This is a genomic window from Pseudomonas sp. SWRI99, assembly GCF_014270125.1.
Classification (GTDB): domain Bacteria; phylum Pseudomonadota; class Gammaproteobacteria; order Pseudomonadales; family Pseudomonadaceae; genus Aquipseudomonas; species Aquipseudomonas hamedanensis.
On record NZ_JABWQR010000019.1, the window covers coordinates 94,929 to 109,228 of the forward strand.

The following is a 14,300-nucleotide window of genomic DNA, read 5'->3' on the forward strand; positions in this document are numbered from 1 at the left end:
ACCAGTACAGGCTCTGTCTTAGGACGGTTTTTGTTGTTCTCGGCCTGGTCGTGGGGCAAGCCCCAAATACAACGCCTCTCCAAAAGAATCAGTTAGCTGCGCCTCTCGCCGTCTTGTTTTTATTGTGCGTGAGTCGATTCGTCTTATTTTTATTGTCTTGTTCATTGCTTGTTATTGTTCTTGTACCAAACATATAGCAGGGTGCGTGCCAACTTTTGCCAAACCCAGTAAAACAAGGGGTTAGGTCGATATAACCGTTTTGCGGGGACGAAAAAAAGCCGGGGTTTCGTTACCGATAACCCCGGCTTCTGTTACGTGAATCGACTGCGGTAACAGTTTCTTCACCAGATCATGCGTTACCTGTGCACGCGATGGGTAATGCTCAGCTCTCGCTGGCGACCCCGGTCTTGCGCCGTGGAATGCCCAGACGCTGACGACGTTCCCACAGGCATTTGCGGCTGACGCCGAGTTTGCGCGCCAGTTCGGTCTCGGTCATGTGGTCCTGATGCTCTAGGACGAAGTGCTGGAAATAGTCTTCCAGCGACAAGTCCTCAGTCGGCTCATGGCTGCTGTTGCTCGCGTTACCGCCGGTCTGTGGCGGCAGGCCGATGAACTCGTCGTCTTCCAGATCGCTCAGCTCAATGTCGATGCCCAGCAGGTCGGCGGAAATCTCCGGACTCTCGCTGAGGATCACCGCGCGCTCGACCGCGTTCTCCAGTTCACGCACGTTACCCGGCCAGGAATAGTGCCGGATCGCCTGTTCGGCATCGGCGGCAAATTTCAGATCGGTGCGGTTGATGCGCGCGCTCTGGCGAGCGAGGAAAGCATTGGCGATCTCGTTGACGTCGGCACCGCGCTCGCGCAGCGGCGGCAGCTTCAAGGCAATCACGTGCAGGCGGTAATAAAGGTCCTCACGGAACTGGCCGATTTTCGCCAGGCTTTTCAGATCGCGGTGGGTTGCGGCGATCAGGCGTACATCGACTTTCTGCGATTGCACCGAGCCGACCCGGCGAATTTCGCCTTCCTGCAAGACCCGCAGCAAGCGAGCCTGGGCTTCCAGTGGCAGTTCGCCGATTTCATCGAGGAACAACGTGCCGCCGTCCGCGGCTTCGACCAGACCGGCGCGCCCGGCGCTGGCGCCAGTGAACGCGCCTTTTTCGTGGCCGAACAGTTCGGACTCGATCAGGCTTTCCGGGATGGCCGCGCAGTTGACCGAGATCATCGGCGCCTTGGCGCGTTTCGACAGATTGTGCAGGGCGCGGGCCACCAGTTCCTTGCCGGTGCCGGATTCGCCCTGGATCAGCACATTGGAATCGGTTGGCGCGACTTTGCGGATCTTGCTGTAGAGGTCCTGCATGGGCGGGCACGAGCCGATGATGCCGATCTCGCCGTTGCTGTTGTCGCTGGCGGCCTTGCTGCTGCCGTTGGTCGGTTTGCTGGCAACGGCTTCGCCGCCAGCCGGGGCCGATTGCCGATCGCGCAGGATCCGCGCGACGGCCTGGAGCATTTCATCGTGGTCAAAAGGCTTGGCGATGTAATCCACCGCGCCCATCTTCATCGAGTCGACCGCCGAGCGCAGGCTGGCGTAGCTGGTCATGATCAGCACCGGTGTGCCCTGGCCAAGCTTGATCAGCTCGGTGCCCGGCGCACCCGGCAGGCGCAAGTCGCTGACGATCAGATCGAACGTGGGAATGGTGAAGCGTTCTTGTGCTTCCTGCACTGAACCGGCTTCGCTGACCTGGTACTGGTTGCGTTCCAGCAGGCGGCGCAAGGCGGAGCGGATAATTGTTTCGTCTTCGACGATCAAAATGTGCGGCATTGATTCGATACTCTCGACGGTCTCAGTTCACAGCGGACGTCGCTTCGACATGACGCGGCAAGGTCACCCGGATACGGGTGCCGCGTTGGCTTTGTACATCAGCCGGGCTGTCGATGGTGATTTGTCCATAATGCTCTTCAACGATGGAATAGACCAGTGCAAGGCCCAGACCGGTGCCTTCGCCAGGATCCTTGGTGGTGAAGAAGGGTTCGAACAATCGGTCCATGATGTTCTTCGGAATACCGCTGCCTTCGTCCTCGACGATCAGATCGACCGTGTGTTCGCCGGCTTCGCTCTTGACCCGTACCGCGCTGCCGGGCGGCGAGGCGTCACGGGCGTTGGAGAGCAGATTGATCAGTACCTGGGCGAGCCGTTGCGGATCGCCTTCGACCCAGTGTTCGGGGTCGCACAGGTTGTAGAACTGTACTTCGAAGTTGCGTCGGTTCAGGGCCAGCAGGCCGATGGCATCCTGCGCGACCTGCGCCAGACAAACGGGCTCGTCACTGTGCTGATGGCTGCCGGCGTGGGCAAAACTCATCAGCGACTGGACGATGCGCGACACGCGTTTGGTCTGCTCGAGAATCTGCCCGCTGATTTCCGTCAGCTCACTGTCGTCTTCACGCTCTTCGCGCAGATTCTGCGCCAGGCAGGCGATCCCGGTAATCGGGTTGCCGATTTCATGGGCCACACCCGCCGCCAGGCGACCAATGCTGGCCAGACGTTCGGAGTGCACCAGTTTATCTTCGAGCATCTGCGTTTCAGTCAAATCCTCGACCAGCAGCACCAGGCCGCTGTTGCCCGGCGCCAGCGGCTCATCGATTGCCGCTTTGTGCAGGTTCAGCCAGCGCGTCTGGCCGTCGAGGGCCAAGTGTTGTTTGTGCAGGTGTTCGTCGGGCAGGTCGATGAAACCCTGCAGCAGCTCTTTCCACGGATTGGCAATGGTGCTCAGGCGCGAGCCGACGACCCGTTGCGCGGCAATCCCGGTCAACTCTTCCATGGCCTTGTTCCACATCAGGATCTCCTGATCCTTGGCCAGCGAGCAGACGCCCATCGGCAGCTCCTGCAGAGTCTGGCGGTGGTAGCGGCGCAGCGCATCGAGTTCGGCGGCCAGACCGGTGAGGCGCGAGTGATAGTCCTCGAGACGGCTTTCGATGAAATGAATGTCTTCAGTGACGTAGTTTTCGCCGCCGGCCTTGTACGGCAAGAAGGTTTCGACCATGTCCTGCGCCACGCTCGGGCCCATCAGGCCGGAGAGGTTGGCTTCAATGCGATCACGCAGTCGGCGCAGGGCGTAAGGCCGACGCTCGTCGAACGGCAGATAAAGGTCACGCAGGGCCTGTTCGACTTCTTTCTGTGCGGCTTTGGCGCCGAGCGGTTTGGCCAGTTGTGTGGCGAATTCCTGTGGCGAGGCCGCGTGCAGCTCACGACGTTGCGGGCGGCGCACGTTATCCACCGCGCAGGCTTCGGCGGCACTCGCCTCTTCCGGACTGGCGTTGGTGAACAGCGAGATCAGGGTGAACATCAAGACGTTGGCCGCCAGCGAGGCGATGGCCGCCATGTGCCAACTGGTGTCGTCGAGCACATAAATCATGTTCAGCAGCGGAATGTAGAAACCCTGCAGATTGCCGACCAGCGGCAGCAGCATGGTCACCACCCAGACCAGAATCCCCGCCAGCAAGCCTGCGATAAAGCCGCGACGGTTGGCGGTCGGCCAGTACAGCACCGACAGCACCCCCGGCAGAAATTGCAGGGTGGCGACGAACGCGACGATGCCGAGGTTGGCCAGATCCTGTTCGGCGCCGAGCATCAGGTAGAAACCGAAACCGGCCATGATGATCGCGACGATCAGCGCCCGGCGCGTCCACTTCAGCCAGCGGTAGATATTGCCTTCGGCCGGCGGCTGGTAAAGCGGCAGCACCAGATGGTTGAGGGCCATGCCCGACAGCGCCAGGGTGGTGACGATGATCAGACCACTTGCCGCCGACAGACCGCCCACATAAGCGAGCAGCGCCAGCGGCTTGCTGTTGGCGGCAATGCCGATGCCCAAGGTGAAATATTCCGGATTGGTCGTGGCGCCAAGCTTCAGGCCGGCCCAGAGAATCAGCGGCACCGCCAGGCTCATCAACAACAGGAACAGTGGCAAGCCCCAGCTCGCGCTGACCAGCGAGCGCGGGTTGAGGTTTTCGGTGAAGGTCATGTGATACATGTGCGGCATCACGATTGCCGAGGCGAAGAACACCAGCAGCAGCGTGCGCCATGGCCCTTCCTGTAACGGCGTATGCAGCGCGGCGAGGGCGGTCTGGTTCTGCAACAGCCACAGTTCCAGATGTTGCGGGCCGTCGAATACCCCATAGAGCGCATACAGGCCGACGCCGCCGAGGGCGATCAGTTTAATCACCGACTCAAAGGCGATGGCGAACACCAGGCCTTCATGTTTCTCGCGGGTGGCGATATGGCGCGAGCCAAAGAAGATCGTGAACAGAATGATCAGTGCACAGAACGCCAGCGCCACGCGGCTCTGAATCGGCTCGCCGGTCAGGATGCCGATGGAATCGGCCACTGCTTGAATCTGCAAGGCCAGCAGGGGCAGGACGCCGATCAGCATGAAAATCGTGGTCAGCGCGCCGGCCCAGGTGCTGCGAAAACGGAAGGCGAACAGATCCGCCAGCGACGACAACTGGTAAGTGCGGGTGATTTTCAGGATCGGATAGAGCAGCACCGGTGCCAGCAGAAATGCACCGGACACGCCGAGATAGCTGGAAAGGAAACCGTACCCGTACTGATACGCCAGACCCACCGTGCCGTAGAACGCCCACGCGCTGGCGTAAACCCCCAGCGACAAGGTGTAAGTCAGCGGGTGGCGAATGATCGCTCGCGGGATCATGCCCCGTTCGCTGACCCAGGCCACGCCGAACAGCGCCGCCAGGTACGCGGCGCTGATCAGAAGCATCTGGGTCAGGCTAAAGCTCATCGGCATCTTTTTGGCTCTGCAGGATGAAGGTCACGACAATCAGGATCAGCCAGAGCAGATAAGGGCGATACCAGGCGCCCGTCGCGTCGATCCACCAATCCATGATGGCGGGGGAGAACAGATAGATCCCGACGACCAAAAGCAGGACCAAGCGATAGATGTACATCCCGGCCTCTCTTTTTTATGCGCGTGCCCGAAAACGTGCGGCGATGGTAACGGATGGGCGCGCGACTGCAAGTGTCGTCATTGCAGTTGCGCTTCAGGCAGCGTCAGTGTGCGTGGAATCTTGTCCGCATCCCAATGAGCGCTGCCCCAGGCGAGCAGTTCTTGCGGCGAAGCGTGGGCCAGTTCGGTGCCGGGTTTTTGCCCCAGTGCGCGCAGGGCACGCAGCAGCAACGGCGTGGCTTGATCGGCTTCGAGCGGCGGCGAACGGTAGGACTTGCCGAGCTTGTTGCCGTCGGGCTGGGTGATCAGCGGCAGGTGCAGGTAGCGCGGTTGTTTCAGGCCCAGCAGCTCTTGCAGATACAACTGGCGGGGCGTCGAGTCGAGCAGGTCGGCGCCGCGCACGATGTCGGTGATGCCTTGCCAGGCATCGTCGAGCACCACGGCGAGCTGATAAGCGTAGAGGCCGTCGCGGCGGCGGATCACGAAGTCGCCAACGTCACGGCCCAGATGCTGGCGGAATTCGCCCTGCACGCGGTCGATGAAGTGGTATTCCAGTTCCGGCACGCGCAGACGGATCGCCGCATCTTGCTGGTCATGGCCGGCGTTGCGGCAAAAGCCGGGATAATTCCCGTGATACGGCTCAAGTTGTTTGCGCGAACAGGTGCAGGCGTAAGCCAGACCGTGATTGAACAAGCTGTCGAGCACTTCGGCATAGGCCGCGTGCCGCTCGCTCTGGCGCACCATTTCGCCGTCCCATTCGAAGCCGTAACTTTCCAGGGCCTTGAGAATCGCCGCTTGCGCACCGGGCTCTTCGCGCGGCGGATCAAGGTCTTCCATGCGCACCAGCCATTGGCCGCCCACCGATCGGGCATCGAGGTAGGAGGCCAGCGCCGCGACCAGCGAACCGAAGTGCAGGTGGCCACTGGGGGTGGGGGCGAAACGGCCGATGTAGGTGGGGGAGTTTTTGGCGGTCATGAGAGAAAATACAATTTTTCGGGATTCGGCACATTACCTCTGTGGGAGGGGGCTTGCTCCCGAAGGCGGCTATTCAGACACCTTTGATGTCGAATGACACGCCGCATTCGGGAGCAAGCCCCCTCCCACAAAGGCAGTCAAGAGGCGGGGCGGCAGGCAAACCGCACAAACAAAAACGGAGCGTTCGCACGCTCCGTTTGCTGTTCAGGCCGAAATTACTTGCCGACCTGCTTTTCCTTGATTTCCGCCAGAGTCTTGCAGTCGATGCACAGATCCGCTGTTGGACGGGCTTCGAGGCGCTTGACGCCGATCTCGATGCCGCAGGACTCGCACCAGCCGTACTCTTCGTCTTCGATCAGTTGCAGGGTCTTGTCGATTTTCTTGATCAGCTTGCGCTCGCGGTCGCGGGCGCGCAGTTCGAGGGCGAACTCTTCTTCCTGGCTGGCACGGTCGGCCGGGTCAGGGAAGTTGGCCGCTTCGTCTTTCATGTGATCAACCGTACGGTCGACTTCCTGCATCAAGTCCAGTTTCCACTTGTTCAGGATCTTGGTGAAATGCGCGCGCATCGGAGCGCCCATGTACTCTTCACCCGCCTTCGGAACGTAAGGTTCGAAGCCGCTGATCGTCGCTTGCTGCTGTTGCTTTGCTTGGGTGGACATGAAATAGACCGCCTCTACTCTTGTAATCCATTGCGCAGGAAGCTCCATCACCGACACCTGCCGGCCCTGCGACTGCAAGCGGGCGAACTTACCAGATCAAATCAGCCTGCGCTACTCCCGGATGTCGAGGCCCCGGCGGGTGGCGCTTGCAGATGTTTGGCAAGTCGTGTCTGGTGGGATGCAGACCTGTTCAATCACTGATTTTAGTCAATCCTGGAGCGAACGCTCATCTCGTTACAGTCCAGTGTTCTTGAGGCTGTGACCGCTGCGGGTTCTCGCTCGTTCCGGTAGATGGGTAGAATCGACTCTTTTTTCCGTCGAAGGCAATCCAATGGCCCCCTACAGTGCGCGCAGTCGTGCGATCGAACCGTTCCATGTAATGGCGCTGCTGGCGCGGGCCAACGAACTGCAGGCCGACGGTCACGATGTGATTCACCTGGAAATCGGCGAGCCGGACTTCACCACTGCCGAGCCGATCATTCGCGCCGGGCAAGCCGCGCTGACGGCGGGCAAGACCCGTTACACCGCGGCGCGCGGCATTCCTGAGCTGCGTGAGGCGATTTCCGGGTTTTACCAGTCGCGCTACGGCTTGAATATCGATCCGCGCCGGATCCTGATCACGCCCGGTGGTTCTGGCGCGCTGCTGCTCGCGAGCGCGTTACTGGTCGATCCCGGCAAGCACTGGCTGCTGGCGGATCCGGGCTATCCGTGTAACCGGCACTTTTTGCGTCTGGTTGAAGGTGCGGCGCAGTTGGTGCCGGTCGGGCCGGACGTGCGCTATCAACTGACCCCGGACCTCGTCGAGCGGCACTGGGACCATGATAGTGTCGGCGCGCTGGTCGCCTCGCCGGCCAACCCGACCGGGACGATTCTGACCCGTGCCGAGCTGGCCGGGTTATCCACAGCCATCAAGGCGCGGCACGGCCATTTGGTGGTGGATGAGATCTACCACGGTCTGACGTACGGCACCGATGCCGCCAGCGTGCTCGAAGTCGATGACAATGCGTTTGTCCTGAACAGTTTTTCCAAGTACTTCGGTATGACCGGCTGGCGTCTCGGCTGGCTGGTGGCGCCGGACGCGGCGGTCGGCGAACTGGAAAAACTTGCACAAAACCTCTACATCAGCGCGCCGAGCATGGCGCAGCACGCGGCTCTGGCCTGTTTTGAGCCCGATACGCTGACGATTCTCGAGGAACGCCGCGCTGAATTCGGCCGCCGACGGGATTTCCTCCTGCCGGCGTTGCGCGAGCTGGGCTTCAACATTGCCGTCGAGCCTGAAGGCGCTTTCTATCTTTATGCCGATATCAGCCAGTTTGGCGGCGATGCCTTCGCGTTCTGCCAACATTTCCTCGAAACAGAACACGTGGCCTTCACCCCAGGCCTGGATTTTGGCCGCTATCAGGCCAGCCACCATGTGCGGTTCGCCTACACGCAAAACCTTGCGCGCTTGCAGGAAGCGGTGGAGCGCATCGCCCGTGGTTTGAAGAGCTGGCAAAACTGATGCGTTTTTATCCACCGCTGGAACAGGCGCGGCTGATCCGCCGTTACAAGCGCTTTCTCGCTGACATCGAAACCGTCAGCGGCGAATTGCTGACCATCCACTGCCCGAACACCGGTTCGATGCTCAATTGCCAGGTCGAGGGCGGACAAGTCTGGTTCAGTCGCTCCAACGACCCGAAACGCAAATTGCCCGGCACTTGGGAAATCGGCGAAACCCCGCAGGGCCGCTTGTTTTGCGTGAACACCGGGCGCGCCAACGGACTGGTCGAGGAAGCGTTGCAGGCCGGCGTCATTACCGAATTGGCCGGGTTTACTGCTTTGAAGCGGGAAGTGGCTTACGGGCAGGAAAAGAGCCGCATCGATTTCCGCCTCGAATACCCCAGTGGCCCGGCTTATATCGAAGTGAAAAGCGTCACGCTGGGCTTCGACGGTACGGCCGTGGCCGCGTTTCCCGATGCGGTGACCCAGCGCGGCGCCAAGCATTTGCGTGAGCTGGCGCATCTGGCACGGGACGGTATTCGTGCGGTGCAGTTGTATTGCGTCAATCTCACCGGGATTGAGGCCGTGCGTCCGGCCAGGGAAATCGACTCGGCCTACGCCGATGCGCTTCTCGAAGCGGTCGCTTGTGGCGTCGAGGTGCTGGCGTATGGCGTGCGCCTGGATCATCAAGAGCTGGTCATTGATCGGCGTCTCGACGTATTGCTCAACGGTTAAACGTCGATCCACAGCCCTTGCGCATCTTCGCGGCAGGCAATCGCCGTCAACGCTTGCCCGGCGCAGGGGCCGGCGACGCATTCACCGTCCTCGATCAGAAACAGGGCGCCGTGGGTGGCGCACTGGATCAGACTGTTGCTCGGATCGAGAAACTGGTCGGGTTGCCATTCCAGCCCGACGCCTCGGTGCGGGCAGCGGTTGAGGTAGACATAGGCCTGCCCGCCACGTCGCACGGCAAACAGCTTTTTCCCGTCGATATCAAAACCGCGACTACCGGCCTCGACCAGATCGACCCCGGCGCAGAGAAACTTCATGGCTATCCTCAAGTGTCCGCTCGTGTCTGGATATGTCCGAGCTTGACGTTTAAATGCAAACAATTATCAAATGGCGGCCTTCTCCCACGGGGATCGGGCAGAGGCCGAGGATACTTGGCCTGCCGTCCGGATGCCCGGGAAACCTTATTCAAGGAAGCTGTGTATGCGCCTGAGTGCTCGCGTTGCTGTGCTGTGTGTCGGCCTGTTTGTCAGCCACCAGGCCGCAGCGGCGGATTTGCCGCAACGCTGGGTCAGTGCTGGCGGCGCGTTGTCGGAATGGGTCAGCGCGCTGGGCGGCGAATCGAAACTGGTGGGTGTCGACACCACCAGCCAGCATCCGCAATCGCTGAAGGCACTGCCGAGCATCGGTTATCAGCGCAGCCTGTCCGCCGAGGGCATCTTGAGCCTGCGCCCGGACATTCTGATCGGCACGGAGGAAATGGGCCCGCCGCCGGTGCTTGCACAGGTGAAAGCGGCCAAGGTGCAGGTGCAGTTGTTCTCGGCCGAGCCTGACCTGCCCACGCTGGAAAATACGCTGACGCAACTCGGGCAACTGCTCGGTGCGGAACAACAGGCGGCGCGGTTGCTGCAAACGTATCAACAGCAACTCGCTGCGCAAGAGGCGCGAGTCGCTCGAGCGCAAACTCGACAGAAAGCCCCGGGCGTTCTGCTGTTGCTCGGGCATGCCGGCGGCAAGCCATTGATCGCCGGCAAGGACACCGCGGCCGATTGGCTGCTGCAACAGGCGGGCGGGCATAACCTGGCGATGCACACCGGCTACAAGGCGTTTTCGGTAGAGGCACTCGCCGGTCTCGATCCGCAAGTGCTGGTTTTTGCTGATCGGGCACTTACCGGTGAGGCGGCAAAAGCTGCGTTGTTCAAGGAAAACCCGATCCTTGCCGGCAGTCGTGCGGCCAAGGCCGGGCGCGTGCTGGAGCTGGATCCGACGTTGCTGGTCGGCGGGCTTGGACCACGTCTGCCGGCAGCGTTGAAAACCTTGTCGGACAGTTTCTATCCGGCCAAGAGCGATCAATGACCAGATTGGTCAAACCTCGCGCGCTGTTCATTGGCCTGGCGCTCCTGTGTTTGCTGGCGATCTGGCTGTCACTGGCGCTGGGACCGGTCAGCCTGCCGCTGTTCGATACGCTGCGCGCGGCACTGCGCATGCTCGGCGTGCCGTTGGCGCCGGAAGGTTTGGAGCAGGCTGAGTTGATCGTCGGGCAGATTCGTCTGCCGCGTACGTTGCTCGGGCTGGCGGTTGGCGGGGTGCTGGCGTTGTCCGGCGTGGCGATGCAGGGACTGTTTCGCAATCCGCTGGCGGACCCGGGGCTGGTCGGGGTGTCCAGTGGTGCGGCGCTGGGTGCTGCGGTGGCGATTGTCGGCGGCTCTTTTTTTGGCGGTTTGCCGGAAGCGTTCGGCCCCTATTTATTGTCGGTGTGCGCATTTCTCGGCGGGCTTGGTGTAACGGCGCTGGTTTATCGGCTCGGCCGGCGTAATGGTCAGACCCATGTGGCGACCATGCTCCTGGCGGGCATCGCGCTGACGGCTCTGGCCGGTTCGGCGGTCGGGCTGTTCACGTATCTGGCCGACGATGCGACGTTGCGCACGCTGACGTTCTGGAACCTTGGCAGCCTTAATGGCGCCAGTTACGCGCGGCTGTGGCCATTGCTGATCATCAGCGCCGCGGTGGCAGCGTGGTTGCCGCGCCGGGCCAAGGCACTCAATGCCTTGCTGCTGGGTGAGTCCGAGGCCGGGCATCTGGGCATCGATGTCGAGCGACTCAAGCGCGAGTTGGTGTTTTGCACCGCGCTGGGTGTTGGCGCGGCGGTGGCGGCGGCGGGGATGATCGGTTTTGTCGGGCTGGTGGTGCCGCATCTGGTGCGCTTGTTGTCCGGTCCCGATCATCGCGTGTTGCTCCCGGCCTCGGTACTGGCCGGCGCGAGCCTGCTGTTGCTGGCCGATCTGGTGGCGCGTCTGGCGCTGGCGCCGGCGGAGTTGCCGATCGGTATCGTCACGGCGTTTATCGGTGCGCCGTTTTTTCTTTACCTGTTGCTGCGAGGGCGAGCCTGATGTTGCGCGCCGACCATCTGCACGTTCAGCGTGGCCGCAAGGTTGTGCTCAGTGACGTCACGCTCCAGCTCGAACCGGGCGAAGTGCTTGGCGTACTCGGGCCGAACGGTGCCGGTAAAAGTACCTTGCTCGCAGCCTTGTGCGGTGAGTTGGCGCCCAGCTCAGGCGCGGTTTGCCTCGATGGGCACGGGTTGAGTCATTGGAGCGGCACACAGCGGGCGCAGCGTCTGGCGGTGCTGCCGCAGGCATCGACGCTGGATTTCGCCTTTCGTGTCGAGGAAGTGGTCGGCATGGGCCGGTTGCCTTATCAGAGCGGTCGGGTGCGCGATGACGAGATTATCGCCGCCGCGCTGGCCGCGGCAGATGCCGGGCACCTGAGCGGCCGCAGTTATCTGGCGTTGTCGGGTGGCGAGCGCCAGCGCGTGCATCTGGCGCGGGTGCTGGCCCAGCTCTGGCCGGGGCAGGCGGGGCAAACGCTACTGCTGGATGAGCCGACGTCGATGCTCGACCCGCTGCATCAGCACACGACCTTGCACGCGGTGCGCGAGTTTGCCGGCCGTGGCGCGGCGGTACTGGTCATCCTGCATGATTTGAATCTGGCGGCGCGTTATTGTGACCGGGTCTTGCTGCTTGAAGCTGGGCGCCCGGTAGCGCTGGACACGCCTGAGCGAGTGTTGCGCCCGGATTCGCTCAAGGCCGTGTTCGGGCTGGACGTGTTGGTGCAACCGCACCCGGAGCGCGGGCATCCGCTGATCATCGCCCGCTGACTGGAATGTCGAGGAGATTGCATGCGCCGGATGTGGCTGTTGGCGGTGGTGTGGCTTGCCGGGTGCCAGCATGTTGTTGCGCCGCCGCCCGTCGACGGCGAGATTCGCGATTTGCGCAGCGGCCAGGTGCTGACGGCGCAAGCGCTGATTCAGCGCCTGGCCAGCGCCGAGCGAGTGATTGTCGGCGAGCAGCATGACAATGCCGAGCACCACGCGGTGCAGTTATGGCTCTTGCAGGCGCTGGGTGAGCAGCGCGCGCAAGGCAGTCTGTTGCTGGAAATGCTTACGCCCGATCAACAGCCCAGGATCGACAGGTTGCGCCAGTCCGCCGCGCTCCCTGCGGATCTTCCCGCTGCCTTGGCCTGGCAGGAAGGCTGGGACTGGAAGCTTTACGGGCCGGTTGTGCGGTTCGCGCTCGCACAACCGTATCCGCTGCTGGCGGCAAACCTTGATAACGCCGAGATCCGTAGCGTCTATCGCAATCCACCCGCTTTGAACGGCCCGCTCAGCAATGCTGAGGCGGTGAAGGCGACGTTGCTGGCGCAAATCAGCGATTCCCACTGTGGTCTGCTGCCCGAGTCGCAAATGCCGGCGATGCTTGCTGTTCAGCAGCAGCGCGACCGGCGCATGGCCGAACGGCTGATGGCGGCGCCGCATCCTTCGATTCTGTTGGCCGGTGCATGGCACGCCCGCAAGGATGTCGGCGTGCCGCTGCACATGCTCGACCTGGGCGCCGCGCAGGCCCCGAGCGTGCTGATGCTGGCCGAGCGGGGCGCCGAAGTCACGCAGGCGATGGCCGATTACGTCTGGTACACCGCTGCCATGCCAGCGCAGGATTATTGTGCACAGATGCGTCAACAGCTAGCCCGATGACTTTTCCACAGGCAAAAAAAGACCCGGTAAAAACCGGGTCAAATAACCGTGATTAGCCTGATGAGGAGATAATCTGAGAGTCCGAACCAAGGGCTTTTCAGAATATCGACTGATCTCGCGACCAGTTGTGATAATCATAGCGATTCTCATTACCGAGTCAACAGCTGATTCCGTATTTATTTGTTTCAGGCGTTGAAGTGGCCCGTCATCCCGCGAAAACCAAGGGATCGGCATTACCGATCGAGCGGTGCCGTGAGTTGCCGGTTCAATTGGCCGATGCGTCGCGCCATGCTCTCGATCAGGCTGTGGGCAATCTTCGGGTTGGTGCGGGTCATGCTCAAAAAATGATCGCCGGGAATCAGCATGACGGTACTCGGCTCGCGCGCGACGACCGTGGCATTGCGTGGCTCGCCCGTGAACAGCGCCATGGCGCCGAAGATCTCGTCCTTAAGCACTTCACCGACCTTGTGCCCGTCCACAAACGCCTCGGCGTGCCCGTCGATGATCACAAATACATGATCGGCGGCGTCCCCCTGACGGATCAGGGTTTCCCCGGCTTCTACCCGTTTGAAACCGTGGGTACTGCGAAATTCTCGGGGCTTGAGGTCAGCGACGGCGTGGGCCAGAAGTGCCATCTGTCCCAGCAGATATTGCAAAAACTGCTCGCAACGGCCGCTGTCGGCAAACAAGTGCAGGAACACCTCGCTGCGTCTGTAGGGCAGCAAGCGCAATGGTCCCTCTGCGCACAAGCGGCAGTCGGCCCAGGCCTCACCTTGCTGGAGACCAATCAGATCGCCTTCCTGCCAATAAAACAGCACCCGCGTGCCGATACCGCCGTTGATCACGCCGTCCTCCAGCAGAAACAACTGGTCGGCGGGCAACTGCGCCATCAGGTCTTCCGTTGCCTGCAGTTCGAGCAATGGCCCGCACGGTGTCAGACCCAGCAGCCATTGCGCGGGCAGATTTTGCAAACGATTGATCAAGGTATCGGCGTGCGCCGATTGTTCCCCCAGTACATACATGACGACAAGGCCCGCTCAATTCTTGTGGCGTGAAGAGATGGCATCGAGCTGCTTGTTCAGGGCGTCCTTGCGTTCGGCGGGGATGTCGTTCCAGTGCACATCCATCAGCGCGCCTTCGATCGCATACAACAACACCTTCGATGCACGAAACCCACGGGTACGCACGGCCCGATAGGCGTCCACCGCGCCCAGGCGCCGCAAGTCCGAGGCGCTGTGGATGCCCACGGCATGCAGCCATTGCGCCGACGTCTTGCCAAGATTTTTCAGGTGTTGCAGTTCATCATTCATCAAGCCTCCTTGCGACGGCCGAATGGAGCGTGGGCGAGCTTCTCAGGAGTGTAGCCATCAGTAGGAAAAGCGTGGTTGTTTGGTCGGATTCGACGCAAATGCTTCTAAGAAGGGGAGGAAAGATCTGGCGAACGCAGAAGGGCGTGGCGTAACACATATAACT

General features: G+C 61.5%; 14 protein-coding genes. 6 read left to right on the forward strand and 8 right to left on the reverse strand.

Translation table 11 applies throughout. The annotated features are described in order from the left end of the window. Positions 1-382: 382 nt before the first annotated feature. The 5 genes from HU743_RS16900 to dksA form a co-directional block, all read right to left on the reverse strand. Positions 383-1,819 carry a sigma-54 dependent transcriptional regulator gene (locus tag HU743_RS16900; RefSeq protein ID WP_186546912.1) on the reverse strand — a complete coding sequence of 479 codons (1,437 nt, stop codon included), beginning with the start codon at positions 1,817-1,819 and terminating at the stop codon, positions 383-385. A gap of 22 nt (positions 1,820-1,841) precedes the next feature. Continuing rightward, positions 1,842-4,796 carry a sensor histidine kinase gene (locus tag HU743_RS16905; RefSeq protein ID WP_186649953.1) on the reverse strand — a complete coding sequence of 985 codons (2,955 nt, stop codon included), beginning with the start codon at positions 4,794-4,796 and terminating at the stop codon, positions 1,842-1,844. After that, a complete protein-coding gene (locus tag HU743_RS16910; RefSeq protein WP_003176118.1) occupies positions 4,780-4,956 on the reverse strand; it encodes a hypothetical protein in 177 nt (58 codons plus the stop codon). Before HU743_RS16910 ends, HU743_RS16905 begins: the two co-directional genes overlap by 17 nt. Before the next feature lie 77 nt (positions 4,957-5,033). Further along, positions 5,034-5,930 carry a tRNA glutamyl-Q(34) synthetase GluQRS gene (gene gluQRS / locus HU743_RS16915; protein WP_186649956.1) on the reverse strand — a complete coding sequence of 299 codons (897 nt, stop codon included), beginning with the start codon at positions 5,928-5,930 and terminating at the stop codon, positions 5,034-5,036. Between the two features lie 215 nt (positions 5,931-6,145). Further along, entirely contained in the window at positions 6,146-6,589 is a 444-nt protein-coding gene (gene dksA / locus HU743_RS16920) for an RNA polymerase-binding protein DksA (RefSeq protein WP_101157646.1), read from the reverse strand. A gap of 331 nt (positions 6,590-6,920) precedes the next feature. Here dksA and HU743_RS16925 point away from each other — a divergent pair, with 331 nt between their 5' ends. Continuing rightward, a complete protein-coding gene (locus HU743_RS16925; RefSeq protein ID WP_186649958.1) occupies positions 6,921-8,090 on the forward strand; it encodes a pyridoxal phosphate-dependent aminotransferase in 1,170 nt (389 codons plus the stop codon). Then, positions 8,090-8,803: a DNA/RNA nuclease SfsA gene (gene sfsA / locus HU743_RS16930; protein WP_186631033.1), complete on the forward strand. Its 714-nt coding sequence runs from the start codon at positions 8,090-8,092 to the stop codon at positions 8,801-8,803. The genes HU743_RS16925 and sfsA overlap by 1 nt, the downstream gene beginning before the upstream one ends. Here sfsA and HU743_RS16935 read toward each other — a convergent pair. Beyond that, positions 8,800-9,117 (reverse strand): Rieske (2Fe-2S) protein, encoded by a 318-nt coding sequence (locus HU743_RS16935; protein WP_186623550.1) that lies wholly within the window; start codon positions 9,115-9,117, stop codon positions 8,800-8,802. The genes sfsA and HU743_RS16935 overlap by 4 nt on opposite strands. A 163-nt stretch (positions 9,118-9,280) precedes the next feature. On the opposite strand from HU743_RS16935, the gene HU743_RS16940 reads away from it, so the two are divergent. From HU743_RS16940 to HU743_RS16955, 4 genes are read left to right on the forward strand one after another with little or no spacing between them, the layout of a single operon-like run. Next, positions 9,281-10,153 carry an ABC transporter substrate-binding protein gene (locus tag HU743_RS16940; RefSeq protein ID WP_186649960.1) on the forward strand — a complete coding sequence of 291 codons (873 nt, stop codon included), beginning with the start codon at positions 9,281-9,283 and terminating at the stop codon, positions 10,151-10,153. Positions 10,154-10,203: 50 nt separating this feature from the next. Next, positions 10,204-11,187 (forward strand): iron ABC transporter permease, encoded by a 984-nt coding sequence (locus HU743_RS16945; protein ID WP_186546937.1) that lies wholly within the window; start codon positions 10,204-10,206, stop codon positions 11,185-11,187. Further along, positions 11,187-11,954 (forward strand): heme ABC transporter ATP-binding protein, encoded by a 768-nt coding sequence (locus HU743_RS16950; protein ID WP_186649962.1) that lies wholly within the window; start codon positions 11,187-11,189, stop codon positions 11,952-11,954. The genes HU743_RS16945 and HU743_RS16950 overlap by 1 nt, the downstream gene beginning before the upstream one ends. 21 nt (positions 11,955-11,975) lie before the next feature. Then, positions 11,976-12,827, forward strand: coding sequence for a ChaN family lipoprotein (locus HU743_RS16955; protein ID WP_186649964.1), 852 nt, complete (start codon positions 11,976-11,978; stop codon positions 12,825-12,827). 233 nt (positions 12,828-13,060) lie between these two features. Here HU743_RS16955 and HU743_RS16960 read toward each other — a convergent pair whose 3' ends face one another. Together HU743_RS16960 and HU743_RS16965 are read right to left on the reverse strand one after the other, a co-directional pair. Beyond that, positions 13,061-13,849, reverse strand: coding sequence for a cyclic nucleotide-binding domain-containing protein (locus HU743_RS16960; protein WP_186649966.1), 789 nt, complete (start codon positions 13,847-13,849; stop codon positions 13,061-13,063). Between the two features lie 15 nt (positions 13,850-13,864). After that, complete coding sequence (locus HU743_RS16965) at positions 13,865-14,137, reverse strand: TfoX/Sxy family protein (protein WP_064392505.1); 273 nt, start codon at positions 14,135-14,137, stop codon at positions 13,865-13,867. Between the last annotated feature and the right edge of the window lie 163 nt (positions 14,138-14,300).

Bases quoted from the DNA above. Each gene is read 5' to 3' on its own strand.
- HU743_RS16900 (WP_186546912.1), bottom strand. From the start codon at position 1,819: ATGCCGCACATTTTGATCGTCGAAGACGAAACAATTATCCGCTCCGCC.
- HU743_RS16905 (WP_186649953.1), bottom strand. From the start codon at position 4,796: ATGCCGATGAGCTTTAGCCTGACCCAGATGCTTCTGATCAGCGCCGCG.
- HU743_RS16910 (WP_003176118.1), bottom strand. From the start codon at position 4,956: ATGTACATCTATCGCTTGGTCCTGCTTTTGGTCGTCGGGATCTATCTG.
- gluQRS (WP_186649956.1), bottom strand. From the start codon at position 5,930: ATGACCGCCAAAAACTCCCCCACCTACATCGGCCGTTTCGCCCCCACC.
- dksA (WP_101157646.1), bottom strand. From the start codon at position 6,589: ATGTCCACCCAAGCAAAGCAACAGCAGCAAGCGACGATCAGCGGCTTC.
- HU743_RS16925 (WP_186649958.1), top strand. From the start codon at position 6,921: ATGGCCCCCTACAGTGCGCGCAGTCGTGCGATCGAACCGTTCCATGTA.
- sfsA (WP_186631033.1), top strand. From the start codon at position 8,090: ATGCGTTTTTATCCACCGCTGGAACAGGCGCGGCTGATCCGCCGTTAC.
- HU743_RS16935 (WP_186623550.1), bottom strand. From the start codon at position 9,117: ATGAAGTTTCTCTGCGCCGGGGTCGATCTGGTCGAGGCCGGTAGTCGC.
- HU743_RS16940 (WP_186649960.1), top strand. From the start codon at position 9,281: ATGCGCCTGAGTGCTCGCGTTGCTGTGCTGTGTGTCGGCCTGTTTGTC.
- HU743_RS16950 (WP_186649962.1), top strand. From the start codon at position 11,187: ATGTTGCGCGCCGACCATCTGCACGTTCAGCGTGGCCGCAAGGTTGTG.
- HU743_RS16955 (WP_186649964.1), top strand. From the start codon at position 11,976: ATGCGCCGGATGTGGCTGTTGGCGGTGGTGTGGCTTGCCGGGTGCCAG.
- HU743_RS16960 (WP_186649966.1), bottom strand. From the start codon at position 13,849: ATGTATGTACTGGGGGAACAATCGGCGCACGCCGATACCTTGATCAAT.
- HU743_RS16965 (WP_064392505.1), bottom strand. From the start codon at position 14,137: ATGAATGATGAACTGCAACACCTGAAAAATCTTGGCAAGACGTCGGCG.